This is a genomic window from Rhodococcus sp. P4_E4 (assembly GCF_056401575.1).
This window is the reverse complement of record NZ_JBFUJB010000015.1, coordinates 361385-376069: the sequence shown is the minus strand read 5'-3', so window position 1 is coordinate 376069 and position 14685 is coordinate 361385. Positions and strand designations below refer to the sequence as shown.

Sequence of the window (14685 nt, the reverse complement as noted above, 5' to 3'; positions counted from 1 at the left end):
ACACCATCCGCGATTGCAACTCGTGCCGGACGCGCACCAGATCCAGAACCTCACTCTTGAGGTCCTCGGCATCCAGTTGCCATGCTTCCCGACTGTCCATGCTCAAAGTTTAATCGAACATACTTTCGATAACCAGAGACAAAACGGACGACTTATATCGCCAACGCAGCCCGATGCCCCTCGATGACCGCTGCGTGCGAACGTCTCGGAGACAAGGCGTCACCGATGCGAAATATCTCGAAAGAACTTCCCCGCAAGGAGTTCCACAACTCGTCGACAGGTTCCTGCTGTGTCGCGAAGACCACCCAGTCGACCGCGACTTTCTCGACCACACCCGTCGGAAGGTGAACCAAGCTCACCAGCGGCGAGGCTGCAGTGCTCACCGAAGTCACCATCAGATCCGTCCGTTGCACGATCGACTTCTCGAACGCCCGGCGGTTCCACCCCTCGAAATCCAGGGTGATGCTCAGATCTTGGGCAACCACCATGCCGTTGGTCGCGATCGTGACAGCGCAACCTCGATCAGCCAGGAATTCAGCCACCGACGTACCTTGATGGAATCCCAACTCGTCGTATACGAGCACCGTTCCGCTCGGCAGAACCCTGCCGTCGAGAACGTCTCGAACACTTACGACACGCTCTGATCCACCCGCCCACGTTGGGCGCACGGGCCGCGCGCCGGTTGCGATCACTACCACGTCGGGCGCCCTTTCCTCCACAATCGCAAGGTCAGCTCCAACACCCAGCTCGATCGTCACACCGCTTCGGCGACACTCCGATTCGAGATTTCGCACGAGGTCGGCGAGCTCACGGCGAACCGATACCACCGAGGCGGTAAGAATCTGTCCGCCAAGTCTTCGTTCACGCTCGAACAGCGTCACCGCATGACCTCGCTGGGCCGCGGTGGCCGCAGCTTGCAGGCCGGCCGGGCCGCCGCCAACTACCACCACCGTGCGGCCCCGTCGCCGCGGCATCGGCAGTGGGACCGATTCCCGACCGGCGCGCGGATTTTCGGTGCACCCCAACCAACGCCCCAGACCCATCCGCCCGACGCATTCCTGGTTGCAGGACAGGCAGGTTCGCACCTCTGACGATTGACCGGCACGCGCCTTGTTCACAAAATCCGGATCGGCGATCTGCCCGCGAACTACGCCCACCAGATCGCATACACCGTCCTCGAGTGCAGCTTCGGCTTGCTCCGGCGTCTTGAAACGGCCGACTCCGACGACTGGAAGATCGACGACCTCCCTGATCGCAGACGGGACGAAGTTGGCGTAGCCCGTGGGTACAGCCATCGATGCTTCGACCAGATGCAGTGTTTCCGTGGCCATTCCGACGGTGGTGTTGATGTAGTCGACGTGACCGTCAGCGTCGATCAGTTGGGCGGTGGTTACCGCGTCGGACAGTTCGATGCCACCCCGCGTTCCTTCGTATCCACTCAGGCGCACACCGAGCACACGATCCGGGCCGATGGCCTTACGCAGGACCCCGAGCACTTCGAGAAGGAAACGCGCACGATTCGCCACGCCCCCGCCGTAGCGATCGGTGCGCAGGTTGGTCGAGGGTGCCAGAAACGCGCGCACGATGGACGACTGCGACGCCTGCAATTCCACCCCGTCGAAGCCACCGGCAACGCAGTTGCGCGCAACAAGGGCGAACCCTGCGAGAATCTCGGCAATGTCCGCGTCGTCGACAGCCTTGGGCACCTCGCGGAACAACGGATCCGCAACGGCGCTCGGCGCCAACAGCGGCGATCGCGAATAGGTTCCAGCGCCCTGACCCCCATTGTGGTTGATCTGTGCGAGAATCGACGAACCATGCGCATGAACGGCGTCGGTGATCCGCCGGTATCCCTCGATCGCTTCCGGCCGATAGCCCGCAATCATCTTCTCGTACGGTCGATCCGAAGGATGCGTCGAGTGCTCCTCGGTGATGATCAGACCCGCACCGCCGCGTGCCCGCGCCTCGTAGTAGCTCGCGTGCTGCTCCGTCGGCAACCCGTTCTCCGCGTAATTGGTCAGGTGTGCGGAGAACACGACCCGATTGCGGAGTGTCAGGTTGCCCAGGCGCAGTGGCGCGAAGAGGCGCGGGTACGGCGTCATCAGACCTTGGAGTTTCCTTGATCGAGAGCGATATGACTTGCCGTGACGGTGCGTGAACCGTCACCCGCGAGCCACAGAACGGTATCGGCGATCTCGTCGGGTTCGGCGAACGCGATGTCCGAGAGGATCGGAGTGAAGTTGGGAAGGTACTGCGGAAACTTTGCAAATACCTCGAGCGCGCCCTGGTCGACCCCCATCGGCGTATTTACTCCGTAAGGGTGGATCGAGTTGACCCTGATCTTGTACTCCCCCAGTTCCTTTGCCGCGGCCTGCGTCAGGCCGACGAGACCGAACTTGGCGCTCGCGTAGTGCGCCTGTCCGGGCAGCGCCTTGAGTCCGGCCACCGAACTGACCACGATGATCGATCCACCGCGCCCACCTTCGATGATCGCCGGCACCGATGCCTTGAGGGTTTTCCAGACTCCGGTCAGGTTGATGTCGATCAGGGTTTCCCACTGCTCGTCCGACATTTCCCAGAATCGATTCCAGTTACAGACCCCGGCATTGGCGACCACGATGTCGAGGCGTCCGAACTGCTCGACACCGTCCTTGACCACCGCGGTGAGCGCTGCGCCGTCACGGACATCGACCTCGCGGGCGAGGATCTTCCCACCCTCCGCTTCGACCAGACGTATCGTCTCGGCAAAGTCCTCGGAAGTTGCTGCGTCGTAAGAATTGTCCGACGCCACCGACGCGCACACGTCGACTGCGATGATCGCTGCTCCCTCGCGCGCCATCTTGACCGCGTGCGCACGTCCTTGACCGCGCGCTGCGCCGGTGATGAAAGCAACGCGACCTTCGAGCGAACGAACTGAACCCTGTGTCATGAGATAGCCCTCTCTGCAGAATTGAAACTCGTTCTAGTAGTAAACCCTGCAAAGCGCCCTTCGCGGATGGATTCGAGAACAGTTCTCGGGGCAACCGAGTCACCCACCTGGATGTCGGCCGCTTCCTTCAGCGTTTCGTTCGGCAGACGGGGCGAGCAGTCGATCACCACTTCACACTCGAGCTGTGACCACTCGCCGGTATGAACGTGCTCGACGCAGACGGCCCCTGAGGCGATTTCGATGACACGGGACGCGAGCACCCTGGTGACCCCGGCCTGCTGGATGCGCGTGTTGGCGCCGACCAGATCCCCACTCGCACCGAGCCTCGAACCGACGATGCTGTCCGGGGTCACAATCGAGACGGAGACGCCCTGGGCCGCGAGTGCTTCTGCGAGCGCCACCGCGATCGGTCCACCGAGGGGATCGATCAGCGCGACCGGACCCGGCCCCACGGTGCTCAACTTCTCGAAGGCTTCCGACGCATCCAACCACCGAACCGAGTCGTCGACCGGATACGTCGGCGGCCGCGCAGCGCTACCGGTGGCAAAAACAATCAGCTCGCCCCGACTACGTGCGTCACTCAGGTCCTGCGCCTCGACCGCCGCCCCGGTCCGCATCGTCACGCCGCCACGACGGCATTCGTCCTCGAGCCACTGCGCGAGGAGCGCGAACCGGCTGCGGCCGTCACCTCGCGCAAAAGTTCGGATCATGCCGCCGAACTGCGATGAACTCTCGACGAGGGTGACCGAGTGTCCCGCCACCGCCGAGATCCGCGCGGCCTCCATCCCGGCGGGGCCACCCCCCACGACCAGCACGGCTACCGGTGTCGAAATCTGCTCTCGCTCATCGGGGTCCACCGTCTCGAAACCCGCGCTCGGATTCCCCACGCACGTCACGACCGGGTTGCGAGGATCACGCACGAGGCACGTCTGATTGCAGAGCACACACGGCCGTGGACGATCACCGCGCGCGGCCTTCACGACCAGGTCCGGGTCCGCGATCTGGGCCCTGGTCATCTCGACGAACTCGGCTACTTCCAGCGCTGCACGAGCGTCGGCGATGTCCACGACGCTCCCCTGCACGACAACAGGAATCGACACCGCGGCCTTGATCTCACGGCACAGATCGAGGTTGAAGTTCGGCGGGCAGTGAAAGTCGGGTCGGTACCCCTCTGACGAATAGAGTCCGCCACGAACGACGACAAGGAGATCGAGTAGTGGCGACAGATCGCGTGCAAAACCGGCGGCGAGATCGGGTGTCAGTCCCGCCCATGGCGCTTCCTCGTCGCAGGACAACCGCAGGGAGACAACGTGGTCCGACCCGACTTCCTCGCGCACTGCCGAGATGATCTCGCGAACAAGGGCAACGCGATCAGTGCCGTATCGGTCTTGCCGAGTGTTGGTCAGACCCGAAAGGAACTGTCGCAGAATGCTTCGAGGACCGGCATCGAGTTCCACTCCGTCCATTCCCGAATCGATGGCCATTGCCGACGCTTTACGAAAGCCGGCCATCAACTGGTCGATTTCCGGCTGCCCCATTGCCATCGGCAACTCACGCGTCACCGGGTCGGCCACTCTTGACGGTCCCCACAGCACGGATTGGGAGTATGCGCTCGATCCCTGCATGCCGGTATGACCGAGCCCGGCAAGAACCAGCGTCCCGTACGGAGCACATGCAGCCGCGCTCGACTGCCACCCCGGTCCGCACTCCGACGCCAGCGGTGCCCGCTCGTACGGCCAGTCGTTCTCCAATACCGAGGCCACTTCGGTGACGACGATCCCGGCTCCGCCCTCGGCGCGGCGCTGGTAGTACGCACGGTGCCGATCGGAAAGCGATCTCCCCACAGCAAGATTGGTCTCATGCGGACCGAAAACAACCCTGGACCGGACGAAGCGTCCGGCCAGGGTTGTGTGTTCGTCGAGTGTCAACTCACAGCTCTATCGGAACCGCAATCTCAGCTGGCGCCCAGTGAGCGCGTGAAGCCTTCCGGGATCACCAGGTCTGCCGGGCTCAGTTCGGTGATGGACGAGTGGCCAAGGCCCATCAGCCCCGAGTCGATGCCCATCCGCATCAGGTCGAGCACGTTCTCGACACCGGCCTGGCCGTTTGCCGAGAGACCCCACAGGTAGGCGCGCCCGAGCATGACGGCCTTGGCTCCGAGTGCTAGCGCCTTGACGACGTCGCCGCCGCGTCGAATGCCGCCGTCGAGAACAACTTCCACCTGATCGCCCACGGCCTCGGCAATGCCCGGGAGCACGCGGATCGGCGCCGGGGTGCCGTCGAGGTTGTTACCACCGTGGTTGGAGACCGAGATAGCGGAGACACCGGCGTCGACAGCTCGCTTGGCGTCGTCGATGCGCATGATGCCCTTGAGCATGAACGGTCCACCCCACTGCTCACGAAGCCAGGCGATGTCTTCCCAAGTCGGAAGCGGGGTCTGCATCCACTCGCCGTACGCGCCGAAGAACGTCGGTGCCGGCTGGCCGGGAGCCGCGAGGTTGGGTGTTGTCAGGTCGGGGATCTTGCCGGTCTTGGCGAACTCCAGCAACCACTTCGGGCGCATGATGCCCTCGGGAGCGAACTGGAACATCGCCTTGAGGTCCATCTTTTCGGGGATGGACGGGCTGCCCCAGTCGCGACCGTACGAGAAGGACCAGTCGGTGGTGATGATCAGGCCCTTGGCACCGGCAGCGCGAGCGCGCTCCATACGCTGCAGGAGCACGTCGCGGCTGCCGACCCAATACATCTGGAAGAAGACCTGCGGGTTGGCCGCGGCAACTTCTTCGATGGACTTGCTGGCGAAAGAACTCAGTCCGATGGCTGTTCCCCGTGCTGCAGCCGCACGAGCTACCGCTACCTCACCGTCGGGGTGCACTGCCTGCACACCTGTCGGTGAAATCATGACGGGCAACGAAATGTCCTGGCCCATAATGGTGGTGGACATCTCGCGCTTGTCCGACAGTCCCGCAGCGTGAGGAGCGAAACCCAGTTCGCTGAATGCCGCGACGTTGTCGTCGACCGTCAGCCCTTTCTCGGATCCTGCCACCAACGCCGCGTACACGGACTTGGGCAACCTCTTCTTCGCACGGCGCTGTGCTTCTGCCACCGTCTCGAAGAAAGCATTCTTAGCCATTGAACTGACCTCTCTGGGGTGCAGCTTTCGCCGCACTGTCGGTATCGCGCAGTAGTTACTGCATTCCCGCAAGCGGGTTTTCGTCACAAATCTTGGCGGGCGGACGCATCATCAGTGTCAGTGGCACCGATGCACGTGGGGTCTTACGTTGACCGGAACGGGAGTGGTCGACGCTGGACTTCGGGACCTCTCCCGCCGACGCCAATGCCATTTCACCGTTACCGATGACGCATTCGGGGTCAGGTCCGTCCATCGGCAGTCCGGTGAAGAACTTGGCTGCCATGCAGCCACCCCGGCAGGAGTCGTAGTGATTGCACTTGCTGCAGGCGCCACCGGTCTGCGGCGAGCGCAGCTCCTCGAACAGGTCCGAGTGCTGCCAGACTTCCTGGAATCCACCGTCTTTCACGATGTTTCCGGCGAGGAACTGCTCGTGAATCGCGAACGGGCATGCGTAGACGTCACCGACCGGGTCGATCAGGCACACGACGCGGCCCGCGCCACAGAGATTGAGACCGGGCAGTGCATCGCCGAACGCGGAGAGGTGGAAGAACGAGTCGCCCGTCAGGACGCCTTCGCCGTTGGCCACCAACCAGTTGTAGAGCTCACGCTGCTGCTCGGGGCGTGGGTGCAGGTCGTCCCACACGTCGGCGCCGCGGCCCGAAGGGCGCAGTCGAGTGATGCGCAGGGTCGCGTCGTACTTGTCCGCGAGAGCCTTGAACTCGTCGAGCTGACTGACGTTGTGCCGCGTGACGACCACCGAAATCTTGGCGTCCTTGAAGCCGGCTTCCTTCAGGTTCGCGAGAGCCCGCTCGGCCATTGCGAACGAACCAGGCCCGCGCACAGCGTCATTGACCTCAGCGGTGGCACCGTCGATGGAAATCTGCACGTCGACGTAGTCACTGGCCGCAAGCCGTGCCGCGACCTTCTTGTCGATCTTCACGCCGTTGGTGGAGAACTTCACGCCAACCTGGTGGTCCGTTGCGTAATCGACGAGCTCCCAGAAGTCGGAGCGTACCGTCGGCTCGCCGCCACCGATGTTGACGTAGAAGACCTGCATACGTTGCAGCTCGTCGATGATGGACTTGCACTGTTCGGTGCTCAGCTCGTTGGGGTCACGGCGACCCGACGACGAAAGGCAGTGCACGCAGGACAGGTTGCAGGCGTAGGTGAGTTCCCACGTCAGGCAGATGGGGGCGTCGAGTCCGAGTTCGAACTGATCGACGAGGCGACCCACCTTGGCGGGCGGAGAGGGCTGTTCAAGAACTGAGGTCATGGCTGCGTCCTCGCGAAGAAATGAAGCGGGCGAACGTGCAGAAGGGCTGTTCCGCACGTGGGGGCGAGCGTCTGGCTCAGACAGGCACGATCATGTGCGAATCGGCGAGAGTGCTCAGCGCGCGGGCATATTGGGGAGCCGCGTCATCTTCGATGCCTTGCGCACGTAGTGCGGACCTGACATCAGGATGGTCTGGCAACGCCTTGACCACCGCAACGATGGTCGTGTTCTTCAGGAACGACAGCTTGCGCGTTCCGAAGTGGTAGAGCAACGCCCCGAAAGGTTCGGGGCGAAGCGCTACCTGCGGGTGGAGTTTCCACCCCGCATCGAGATCCAAAGCAGACACGGTCAGTACACGCCGCACATGCCGTCGATGGAAACTTCCTCAACGAGGGACTCCTCGACGAGGTCGTTCTCGAGCGCCTTGTTGTCACGATCTGACATGGATTCCTCCTGCGGTCGCACTCCGTCTGGAAGTCTGTAGATCAGACTTCCAACCTGGGAGTTGGTGGTCACTAGTGGGACTTCACTGTGACTCGGTTCACCACTGTAATGGCATCGAGTGCAGAATGACACACATGGAGCGAAAAAAGTATGCGTAGCCGCAAGAAACCGTCCGCTCGGATAGGTCGTCGCCCCTCCACAACGAGGGAGGGAATCAGCACGATCGGCATCGAACTGTTCTCCACCGTCGGCTTCAACGAGGTGAGCGTCGACCAGATAGCCGACGCCGCCGGCATCGCGCGTCGGACTTTCTTTCGCTACTTTCCGTCCAAGAACGCCGTCCCCTGGGGCGACTTCGACGGACATCTCGACGAGATGCGCGAGCACCTGGATTCACTGCCCGCTGACATACCGTTGGTCGACGCACTCGAATCCGCATTGTTGACGTTCAACACCTTCCCACCGGAAGAGACTGCGGTACATCGCAAACGAATGGAATTGATCCTCGAAGTTCCGACGCTTCAGGCATACTCTGTGGTGATGTACGAAGGTTGGCGGCAGGTGGTCGCCGACTACGTCGCACGCCGAATGAATCTCGAGCCGACCGATCACGGCCCACGCACGGTCGGCTATCTTCTGCTCGGGGTCGCCATGTCGGCGTACGAACAGTGGCTCACCGACGATTCACTCGAGCTACCGGAACTCTTGAAAACAGGCACGCAGTCCTTGCGGACCGGCATCACCACCTGAGAAGCATCACCACCTGAGAAAGGCGATCATGTCCACCATCACGAACGAACCGGTCCTGGATTCACTGGCACCGTCGACGCCGGGCTTGTGGTCGTTGGGGCATGTCACCGTCGAACGTGTCGATTCCGGTCCGATCTCGCTCGATCGTCGAGGCGGCCGACTCCACGTCAGGCACTCCCTCACTCCCGCCGATCTGAGCGAGCGACTCGTAGCCGGAGTCACCTCGTCGATCCAGGACGCGGAGTTCGGTCAGGACGAATTCGAGTTGACGATGGTCGGACTGGTTCGGTCCACCGTGGACGGCGCTCTCGAATCCTGGACCACCTACTACCGGAACTCCCTTGCCGAACTACTCGACGGCACTGCAGATTTCGCGCCGATTCACGACAAAGCCGAAGAACTGGTTCGCGGTTCCGTACTCGATCTGGGTTCCTGCTTCGGTTTCCTGCCCCTGCGGCTCGCGCGCGCCGGAATGGACGTGACCGCCACGGACATCCTGCCCGGAACGATGATCCTGCTCGACGCGGTAGCCCCCGAACTCGGCATCACGATCGACACGGTGATCTGCGACGCGGGTGAAGTACCGGCACCGGACAACAGCGCCGACACCGTCACCGCAATTCATCTCCTCGAGCACGTCGACGACTCGGTCGGCGAAGCCGTGATCGCGCAGGCACTCCGAATCGCACGTCAACGGGTCGTCATAGCCGTCCCCTTCGAAGACGAAGCCACCGCGTGCCACGGCCACATCCGTACGTTCGATCTCGAGTCACTGCGTGCGGTCGGCCGGCAGACCGGTGTGCCGTTCGAAGTATTCGAGCATCACGGCGGCTGGTTGGTGCTGGATGCATCGGCCGCCTGAAAAGAACTAGCCTTCTTTCAGCGTATGGGCGACAAGTGCATTCGCGTGCCCATGCCCCATCCCGTGCTCCGACTTCAACCAATTCACCAATTCCATATGCTTGGTGAGGTCTGAGCTTCTGATCAGCTCTTGCCACTCACCGATCGGCCGACCGTATTTCTTCTCGATCGACGGAAAATACGACGCCGGGCCTTTCACGGGTTCAGTCATGACCGGAATCTACCTCCACCGCCCGACAATATTCGCGCACCTGCGGTGCCCGCATGTCCGCACCTGCGGAATCGCTGGGTAGATACGCGACCATCGGATTATGGTCGAAGTACACCCACCCCAGAGCACAGGAGTTTCAGAGATGCGACTGTCCACACGAAATCAACTCACCGGCACCATCACCGAGGTCAACCTCGGCACCGTCATGGCAACGGTCAAGGTGAAGTTGGACGGCGGCAACCAGATCGTGACTTCGTCGATCACCCGCGACGCCGCACTGGATCTCGACCTCGAACCAGGCCAAGCTGCAACGGTATTCGTGAAGTCCACCGAGGTGACGATCGGCGTCGAATAACTGGTGATCGCTGCGATCAGGGCCGGGTGAGATGCGTGGTCATCGTGTAGTTCTTGCTCGGCCCCGTCACGGTCCAGACGACCGCCCAAGCCGATCCATCTACTGCAGTGACGTCGATTCGCCCGCGGTAGGTGTCCGCACCGCACAGGTGCTCGACTTCCTCCCCCGGCGCCCAGTCGTGGAACTCTCTGCCGTCTTCGAATGTCACGGCCCATTCGAGGCCGCGCTTTGCAATGAACAGAGTCCGGAACACTGGCAATTCCAGATCGCCGTCACGCAGAGTGCCACTCTCGTACCAGCGCATCCGACCGTCACCGGCGTCGGAGATAGTGGTCTCGCCGAAGACATGCTTGGTGGAACCGGAAAGGCGGTCGACGATGTCGCGCTCGAAGTGCCACGTTCCTGCCAGCGCCCTCGGCTCGATCTTCGCGTCGTCAACCATGTGACGATTCTAGTGACCCTGGACAAGGACTTGCGAAGGAGCCGAACGCACTGCGTGGAGTATGTTCCGAGTACACCCGGAACACGCAGGAGATTCACACAGACATGAACGATTCGGCCGCCCTTCACCAACGCACAGTGTTCGCCGAAGATCTCGAGATCGGCCAAGTGATCCCATTGGGCTCGTATTCGGTGACCGAAGAGGAGATCGTCGAGTTCGCAACCCAGTGGGATCCCCAGTGGTTTCACATCGACAAGGAAGCCGCCGGGTCCGGGGTCTTCGGCGGGTTGATCGCCAGCGGGCTGCACACCCTGTCGATCTGCCAGAAGTTGGTGGTCGACAGTCTCTACGACCAGTGGAACGTGATCGCCGGAAAGTCCATGCGCGACGTGAGCTTCCTACGTCCACTTCGCCCCGGTGACACCCTGAGCGGAAAGGTCACCGTCGACAACGTCGTGTTCGACAATCGCGCGCGGGGATTGGTCACCATCACAGCGAAATTGGTCGACGCACACGGCAATCGCGTTCTCGACGTAGTCACTGACGCCTACCTGCACTGTCGCCCGACTCGCGGACAGTGAATTATCGGTAAATTCCGCACCGCATTGTCTGAATTGCCGCACTTTCAGTGACGTTGCGACGCAACAGTACCCATCCCCGCAAACAGGAGTTCCTCACACATGAGCAGCCTCGGCGAGATCAATCCTCTCGGCATTCTTCAGATCCTCATCTACATGCTCTTCGGTGGGTCGTCCAGCACTCCCGAGTAGACCCTAGCTTGCCATAGCCATAGTCAGCACCTAAGGTGCTGGCTATGGCAATTAATAGTCAGGCGTCCGCGACGATAGCGCCGTCGACCGACGCAGCGTGTCATCACACCGAATTCGACTCCAGCTGGCGGAGTTTCGACGGCATTCAGGGCGGACTCGCCGTTGCACGGATGCTGCGAGTGGCTGCCGACGCGTCCGGAGCCGAACCTCTGGCAGTCACGGCGCACCTGGACCGCCCCGTCCCTCCGGGGCCGGCCGAGCTGACTGTCGACGATATGCGGGGCGGGCGGACCGTCAGTTGCCACGTCACGCTGACCGGTTCGGGATCCGCTCTCGTTCGGCTAGCCCGCGACACAGGAGGCACAACGATGTCCGCCCCTGTCGCCGAACCGACTCCGGCCGACCCGTCAACCCTGCCGCCGCTGGAGATCCCGGTGGATTTTGTGCCGTTCTCCCAGCACCTCGACATCCGGCCGATCAATTCCGCGAGGCCGTTCGCCGGTGGCGACTCCCCGGAATTCGACGTCTGGATCCGATTGCTCACAGACCTCGATTTCACGGCCCAAGAGCGCGCCGCGGTCCTTCTCGACGCGCTTCCGCCCGGATTGTTCGCGACACTGACGATGCCCGTGGCTATACCCACTATCGAGTTCACCGCGCATTTCACACCGGAGCACCTCACGGCAGATCCCCAATCACTGTCACCGTGGTATCGCCTACGCCACGGGACCGCCTGGGCGACAGACACTCTCTGTGTTGACGAATCCGAACTATTCGACTCGACCGGACGGCTCGCTGCTCGGGCTCGCCAGCTTCGTCGAATTCTGGGTTGAACTCCCAATTGAGTTCAGCCCTACTACCCCTGGAGGTCGCGACGACGGAACGCAACAAGCGATGCTGTCGAAAGCACTACTGCCACAACGATCATTGCCAGCAGCGGTAGAACTGTCACTGGCTCGGCGGGGGCACCCGGCACGTGGGTGAAGGGTGACAGATCCAGCACTAACTGTGGAAGCTTCAGCAACGTTCCGAGTTGCCCGAGCACGATGCATGCCGCCAAGATTCCCCAGGAGAGCGCCGACGCGTACGTCGGAAACAGTCCGAAAGCCAACGACACCAACCCCACGACTACAAGCACCGCGGGTAGATAGGCCAAGGCGGCGCCAGTCATCCGGAGTGTGTTGCCGCCGACGTCATCCGTGACGAGCCCGAAGGCAAATCCGGTGAAGGCACCCATCAAGACGTGCGCGAGGATCACCCCACCCACAACCACACCCAGGTGGGAAAGCATCCACCTCCACCGCGACAAAGAGGTTGCCAGCAACGGTTCGAGCCGTCCCGATGTTTCCTCACCCCGCATCCGGAGAAGACTCTGGACCGAATATGCCGCGATGACAATCGAGGTGAGACCGAGCGCAGTGGCCAAGTACGAATCCACCAGATCCGTACCGCCGCCACCGAGTTTCTCGAACATCTCCGCGGTTTGCTGCGACGATCCCACCATCGCGTCGATCTCGTTGCCCACAGCGCCGTAGGCGAACCCGAGAATGACAACGGCAAAGATCCACCAGAACATCGTCATTCGCTGCATGCGCCACGCCAGGCCCCAAGCCGACGGCAACCACGATGCTGCGGTCGGCGGGCCGGGCCGGGGCTGTACGAGCCCCGCTCCCTGATCACGATGGCTGATGAGAACAAACGCCACCATCACGTGCACAACCGCAAATCCGATCAGCAACAACAGGATCCACCAGGCGTCGTCGTCGAAAGGTCTGATCTGTTGCGCCCATCCGATCGGCGAAAGCCACGACAACCAACCGCTCACCACGCGAGTTCCGTCGTCGACGACCGTACTGTTCACGTCGCCGATCGCGCGCAGCATGAAGGCAACACCGATCGCGGCACCCGCCAGACCGTTGGCCGTACGAGCACCGTCGGTGATCTGCGCAGTCACCGCCGCCACGCCGGCAAACGCGATTCCGGCCCCACCTATCGAGGCACCCAACGCGAGCGAACCAAACACCGGCAAACCGACGGCGATCGATCCCAGCGCAATTCCCAATGTCAGAACCAGGTTTGCACCGACCGTGACAATCAGTGCGGACGTCAGAAGCGCTCGCCGACCCACCACCGCAGCACCGATCATCTCGGCACGGCCGGTCTCCTCGTTCTGTCGTGTATGACGAACCACCGCAAGGGTGCTCATCAATGCCGCCACCAACGCGAACACGAGCACCGACTGACTGGCGACTATCGCGCCCTGCGAATCGCCGGACACGATTCCGTTGGTCGCCAGCGCCACCGGCGATACCGCAGAACTGACTGCGATGTTTCGTAACTCCTCGGGGGTCGAGTACAGCCCGGTCACACTGGCGACAACCAGCAGCATGAACAGGACGATCGAGATGACCCACACGGAAAGCTGAATTCGGTCCCGTCGCAAAGCCAACCGGACCAGTCGGCGCGTGCCGGTGAATTGACTTGCCGAGGCCGGTACCGGTGGAGCGGCCTCGACAACAACGGTCATGGCCGTACACCGGTCTCGGCTCGCAGGTGGACCGAAGTCTCCCTGGCGCGCTCGTCACCGTAATGACGCAAGAAGAGTTCTTCGAGTGTCGGCGGAGTGGAAGTGAGCGCCACGATTCCGAATCCGACCAAGTACGTCATGAGTGGTCCGAGTTGCGCGCTGTCGACTTCGCAGGTGACGTGGTTACCGTCGATCACCGCGTCGTGGACCCCGCCGAGCCCGTCGAGTCCGTCGAGTCCGCCGATCTGGCGCTGTGTCTCCGCCGAGATGGACGTGCGCGTGAGATGCCTGAGTTCGGACAGCGTTCCCTCTTCCACCGTCCGCCCGTCGCGGATGATGCTCACGCGATCGCACAGCGCTTCGACCTCGGCGAGGATGTGGCTCGACAGCAGGACCGTCTTTCCGGCGTGAGCCACCTCTTCGACGCAGTCCTGAAACACCGCTTCCATCAACGGGTCGAGCCCCGATGTCGGTTCGTCGAGTACGTAAAGGTCGACGTCGGACGAAAACGCCGCCACGAGTGCAACCTTCTGCCGATTACCTTTCGAGTACGTCCGCGCCTTCTTGGTCGGGTCAAGTTCGAAGCGATCGAGCAACTCGCTGCGGCGTTTTCGGTCCAAGCCACCGCGCAGACCCGCCAACAGATCGATAGCCTCCCCGCCGGTGAGGTTGGGCCACAGATTCACGTCGCCAGGCACGTAAGCGAGACGTCGATGCAAGGTAACAGCGTCTCGCCACGGATCGCCGCCGAGAACAGTTGCGTCTCCGGAGTCCGAGCGGAGCAGGCCGAGGAGCACCCGAATAGTGGTCGACTTTCCAGAGCCGTTCGGTCCCAGGAATCCGTGCACTTCACCTGCTGAGACTTCGAGGTCGAGGCCGTCCAGCGCGCGGGTGGTACCGAAGGTCTTGACGAGGCTTTTCACTGAAATTGCCGCACCCATGAATTTGACCGTACGCCGATTTCACAAATGTGTGAAGATAGAAAAGAAG

16 protein-coding genes are annotated in these 14685 nt (G+C 62.1%); 5 read left to right on the top strand and 11 right to left on the bottom strand.

Features of this window, described 5'->3' with window-relative positions; translation table 11 throughout:
- Positions 1-152 precede the first annotated feature (152 nt).
- The 7 genes from AC1DVN_RS18605 to mftA all read right to left on the bottom strand — a co-directional run bounded on the left by AC1DVN_RS18605 (position 153) and on the right by mftA (position 7779).
- Positions 153-2102 (bottom strand): mycofactocin system FadH/OYE family oxidoreductase 2, encoded by a 1950-nt coding sequence (locus AC1DVN_RS18605; protein ID WP_477994100.1) that lies wholly within the window; start codon positions 2100-2102, stop codon positions 153-155.
- Positions 2102-2929 (bottom strand): mycofactocin-coupled SDR family oxidoreductase, encoded by an 828-nt coding sequence (locus tag AC1DVN_RS18600; protein WP_003941966.1) that lies wholly within the window; start codon positions 2927-2929, stop codon positions 2102-2104. Before AC1DVN_RS18600 ends, AC1DVN_RS18605 begins: the two co-directional genes overlap by 1 nt.
- Positions 2926-4857 (bottom strand): mycofactocin system FadH/OYE family oxidoreductase 1, encoded by a 1932-nt coding sequence (locus AC1DVN_RS18595; RefSeq protein ID WP_477994099.1) that lies wholly within the window; start codon positions 4855-4857, stop codon positions 2926-2928. Before AC1DVN_RS18595 ends, AC1DVN_RS18600 begins: the two co-directional genes overlap by 4 nt.
- Before the next feature lie 26 nt (positions 4858-4883).
- Entirely contained in the window at positions 4884-6062 is a 1179-nt protein-coding gene (gene mftD / locus AC1DVN_RS18590; RefSeq protein ID WP_020906858.1) for a pre-mycofactocin synthase MftD, read from the bottom strand.
- Positions 6063-6117: 55 nt separating this feature from the next.
- Complete coding sequence (mftC, locus tag AC1DVN_RS18585; RefSeq protein ID WP_003942089.1) at positions 6118-7335, bottom strand: mycofactocin radical SAM maturase; 1218 nt, start codon at positions 7333-7335, stop codon at positions 6118-6120.
- Between the two features lie 76 nt (positions 7336-7411).
- The gene (gene mftB, locus AC1DVN_RS18580) at positions 7412-7699 is read right to left on the bottom strand and encodes a mycofactocin biosynthesis chaperone MftB (protein WP_007728309.1); all 288 of its coding nucleotides are present in this window, start codon (positions 7697-7699) and stop codon (positions 7412-7414) included.
- The gene (gene mftA, locus AC1DVN_RS18575; RefSeq protein WP_063836238.1) at positions 7684-7779 is read right to left on the bottom strand and encodes a mycofactocin precursor MftA; all 96 of its coding nucleotides are present in this window, start codon (positions 7777-7779) and stop codon (positions 7684-7686) included. The genes mftB and mftA overlap by 16 nt, the downstream gene beginning before the upstream one ends.
- Positions 7780-7929: 150 nt before the next feature.
- Here mftA and mftR point away from each other — a divergent pair, with 150 nt between their 5' ends.
- On the top strand, positions 7930-8529 hold the full coding sequence (gene mftR, locus AC1DVN_RS18570; protein ID WP_019744253.1) for a mycofactocin system transcriptional regulator: 600 nt from the start codon (positions 7930-7932) through the stop codon (positions 8527-8529).
- Between the two features lie 28 nt (positions 8530-8557).
- Positions 8558-9391 (top strand): mycofactocin oligosaccharide methyltransferase MftM, encoded by an 834-nt coding sequence (gene mftM / locus AC1DVN_RS18565; RefSeq protein WP_141487538.1) that lies wholly within the window; start codon positions 8558-8560, stop codon positions 9389-9391.
- A gap of 6 nt (positions 9392-9397) precedes the next feature.
- On the opposite strand, the gene AC1DVN_RS18560 is transcribed toward mftM, so the two are convergent.
- Positions 9398-9601 (bottom strand): DUF4287 domain-containing protein, encoded by a 204-nt coding sequence (locus AC1DVN_RS18560; RefSeq protein ID WP_007728313.1) that lies wholly within the window; start codon positions 9599-9601, stop codon positions 9398-9400.
- Between the two features lie 142 nt (positions 9602-9743).
- Between AC1DVN_RS18560 and AC1DVN_RS18555 the strand changes: the two genes are divergently transcribed.
- Positions 9744-9956: a TOBE domain-containing protein gene (locus tag AC1DVN_RS18555; RefSeq protein WP_003942061.1), complete on the top strand. Its 213-nt coding sequence runs from the start codon at positions 9744-9746 to the stop codon at positions 9954-9956.
- A gap of 16 nt (positions 9957-9972) precedes the next feature.
- On the opposite strand, the gene AC1DVN_RS18550 is transcribed toward AC1DVN_RS18555, so the two are convergent.
- Entirely contained in the window at positions 9973-10398 is a 426-nt protein-coding gene (locus AC1DVN_RS18550; protein ID WP_019744256.1) for a DUF6314 family protein, read from the bottom strand.
- Positions 10399-10502: 104 nt separating this feature from the next.
- On the opposite strand from AC1DVN_RS18550, the gene AC1DVN_RS18545 reads away from it, so the two are divergent.
- Together AC1DVN_RS18545 and AC1DVN_RS18540 are read left to right on the top strand one after the other, a co-directional pair.
- On the top strand, positions 10503-10979 hold the full coding sequence (locus AC1DVN_RS18545) for a MaoC/PaaZ C-terminal domain-containing protein (protein WP_060939043.1): 477 nt from the start codon (positions 10503-10505) through the stop codon (positions 10977-10979).
- Positions 10980-11212: 233 nt separating this feature from the next.
- Entirely contained in the window at positions 11213-12001 is a 789-nt protein-coding gene (locus tag AC1DVN_RS18540) for a thioesterase family protein (RefSeq protein ID WP_416315071.1), read from the top strand.
- Between the two features lie 23 nt (positions 12002-12024).
- Here AC1DVN_RS18540 and AC1DVN_RS18535 read toward each other — a convergent pair whose 3' ends face one another.
- Both AC1DVN_RS18535 and AC1DVN_RS18530 read right to left on the bottom strand, forming a co-directional pair.
- Positions 12025-13695: an ABC transporter permease gene (locus tag AC1DVN_RS18535; protein ID WP_477847405.1), complete on the bottom strand. Its 1671-nt coding sequence runs from the start codon at positions 13693-13695 to the stop codon at positions 12025-12027.
- Positions 13692-14636 carry an ABC transporter ATP-binding protein gene (locus AC1DVN_RS18530; protein WP_477994098.1) on the bottom strand — a complete coding sequence of 315 codons (945 nt, stop codon included), beginning with the start codon at positions 14634-14636 and terminating at the stop codon, positions 13692-13694. The genes AC1DVN_RS18535 and AC1DVN_RS18530 overlap by 4 nt, the downstream gene beginning before the upstream one ends.
- Positions 14637-14685 lie beyond the last annotated feature (49 nt).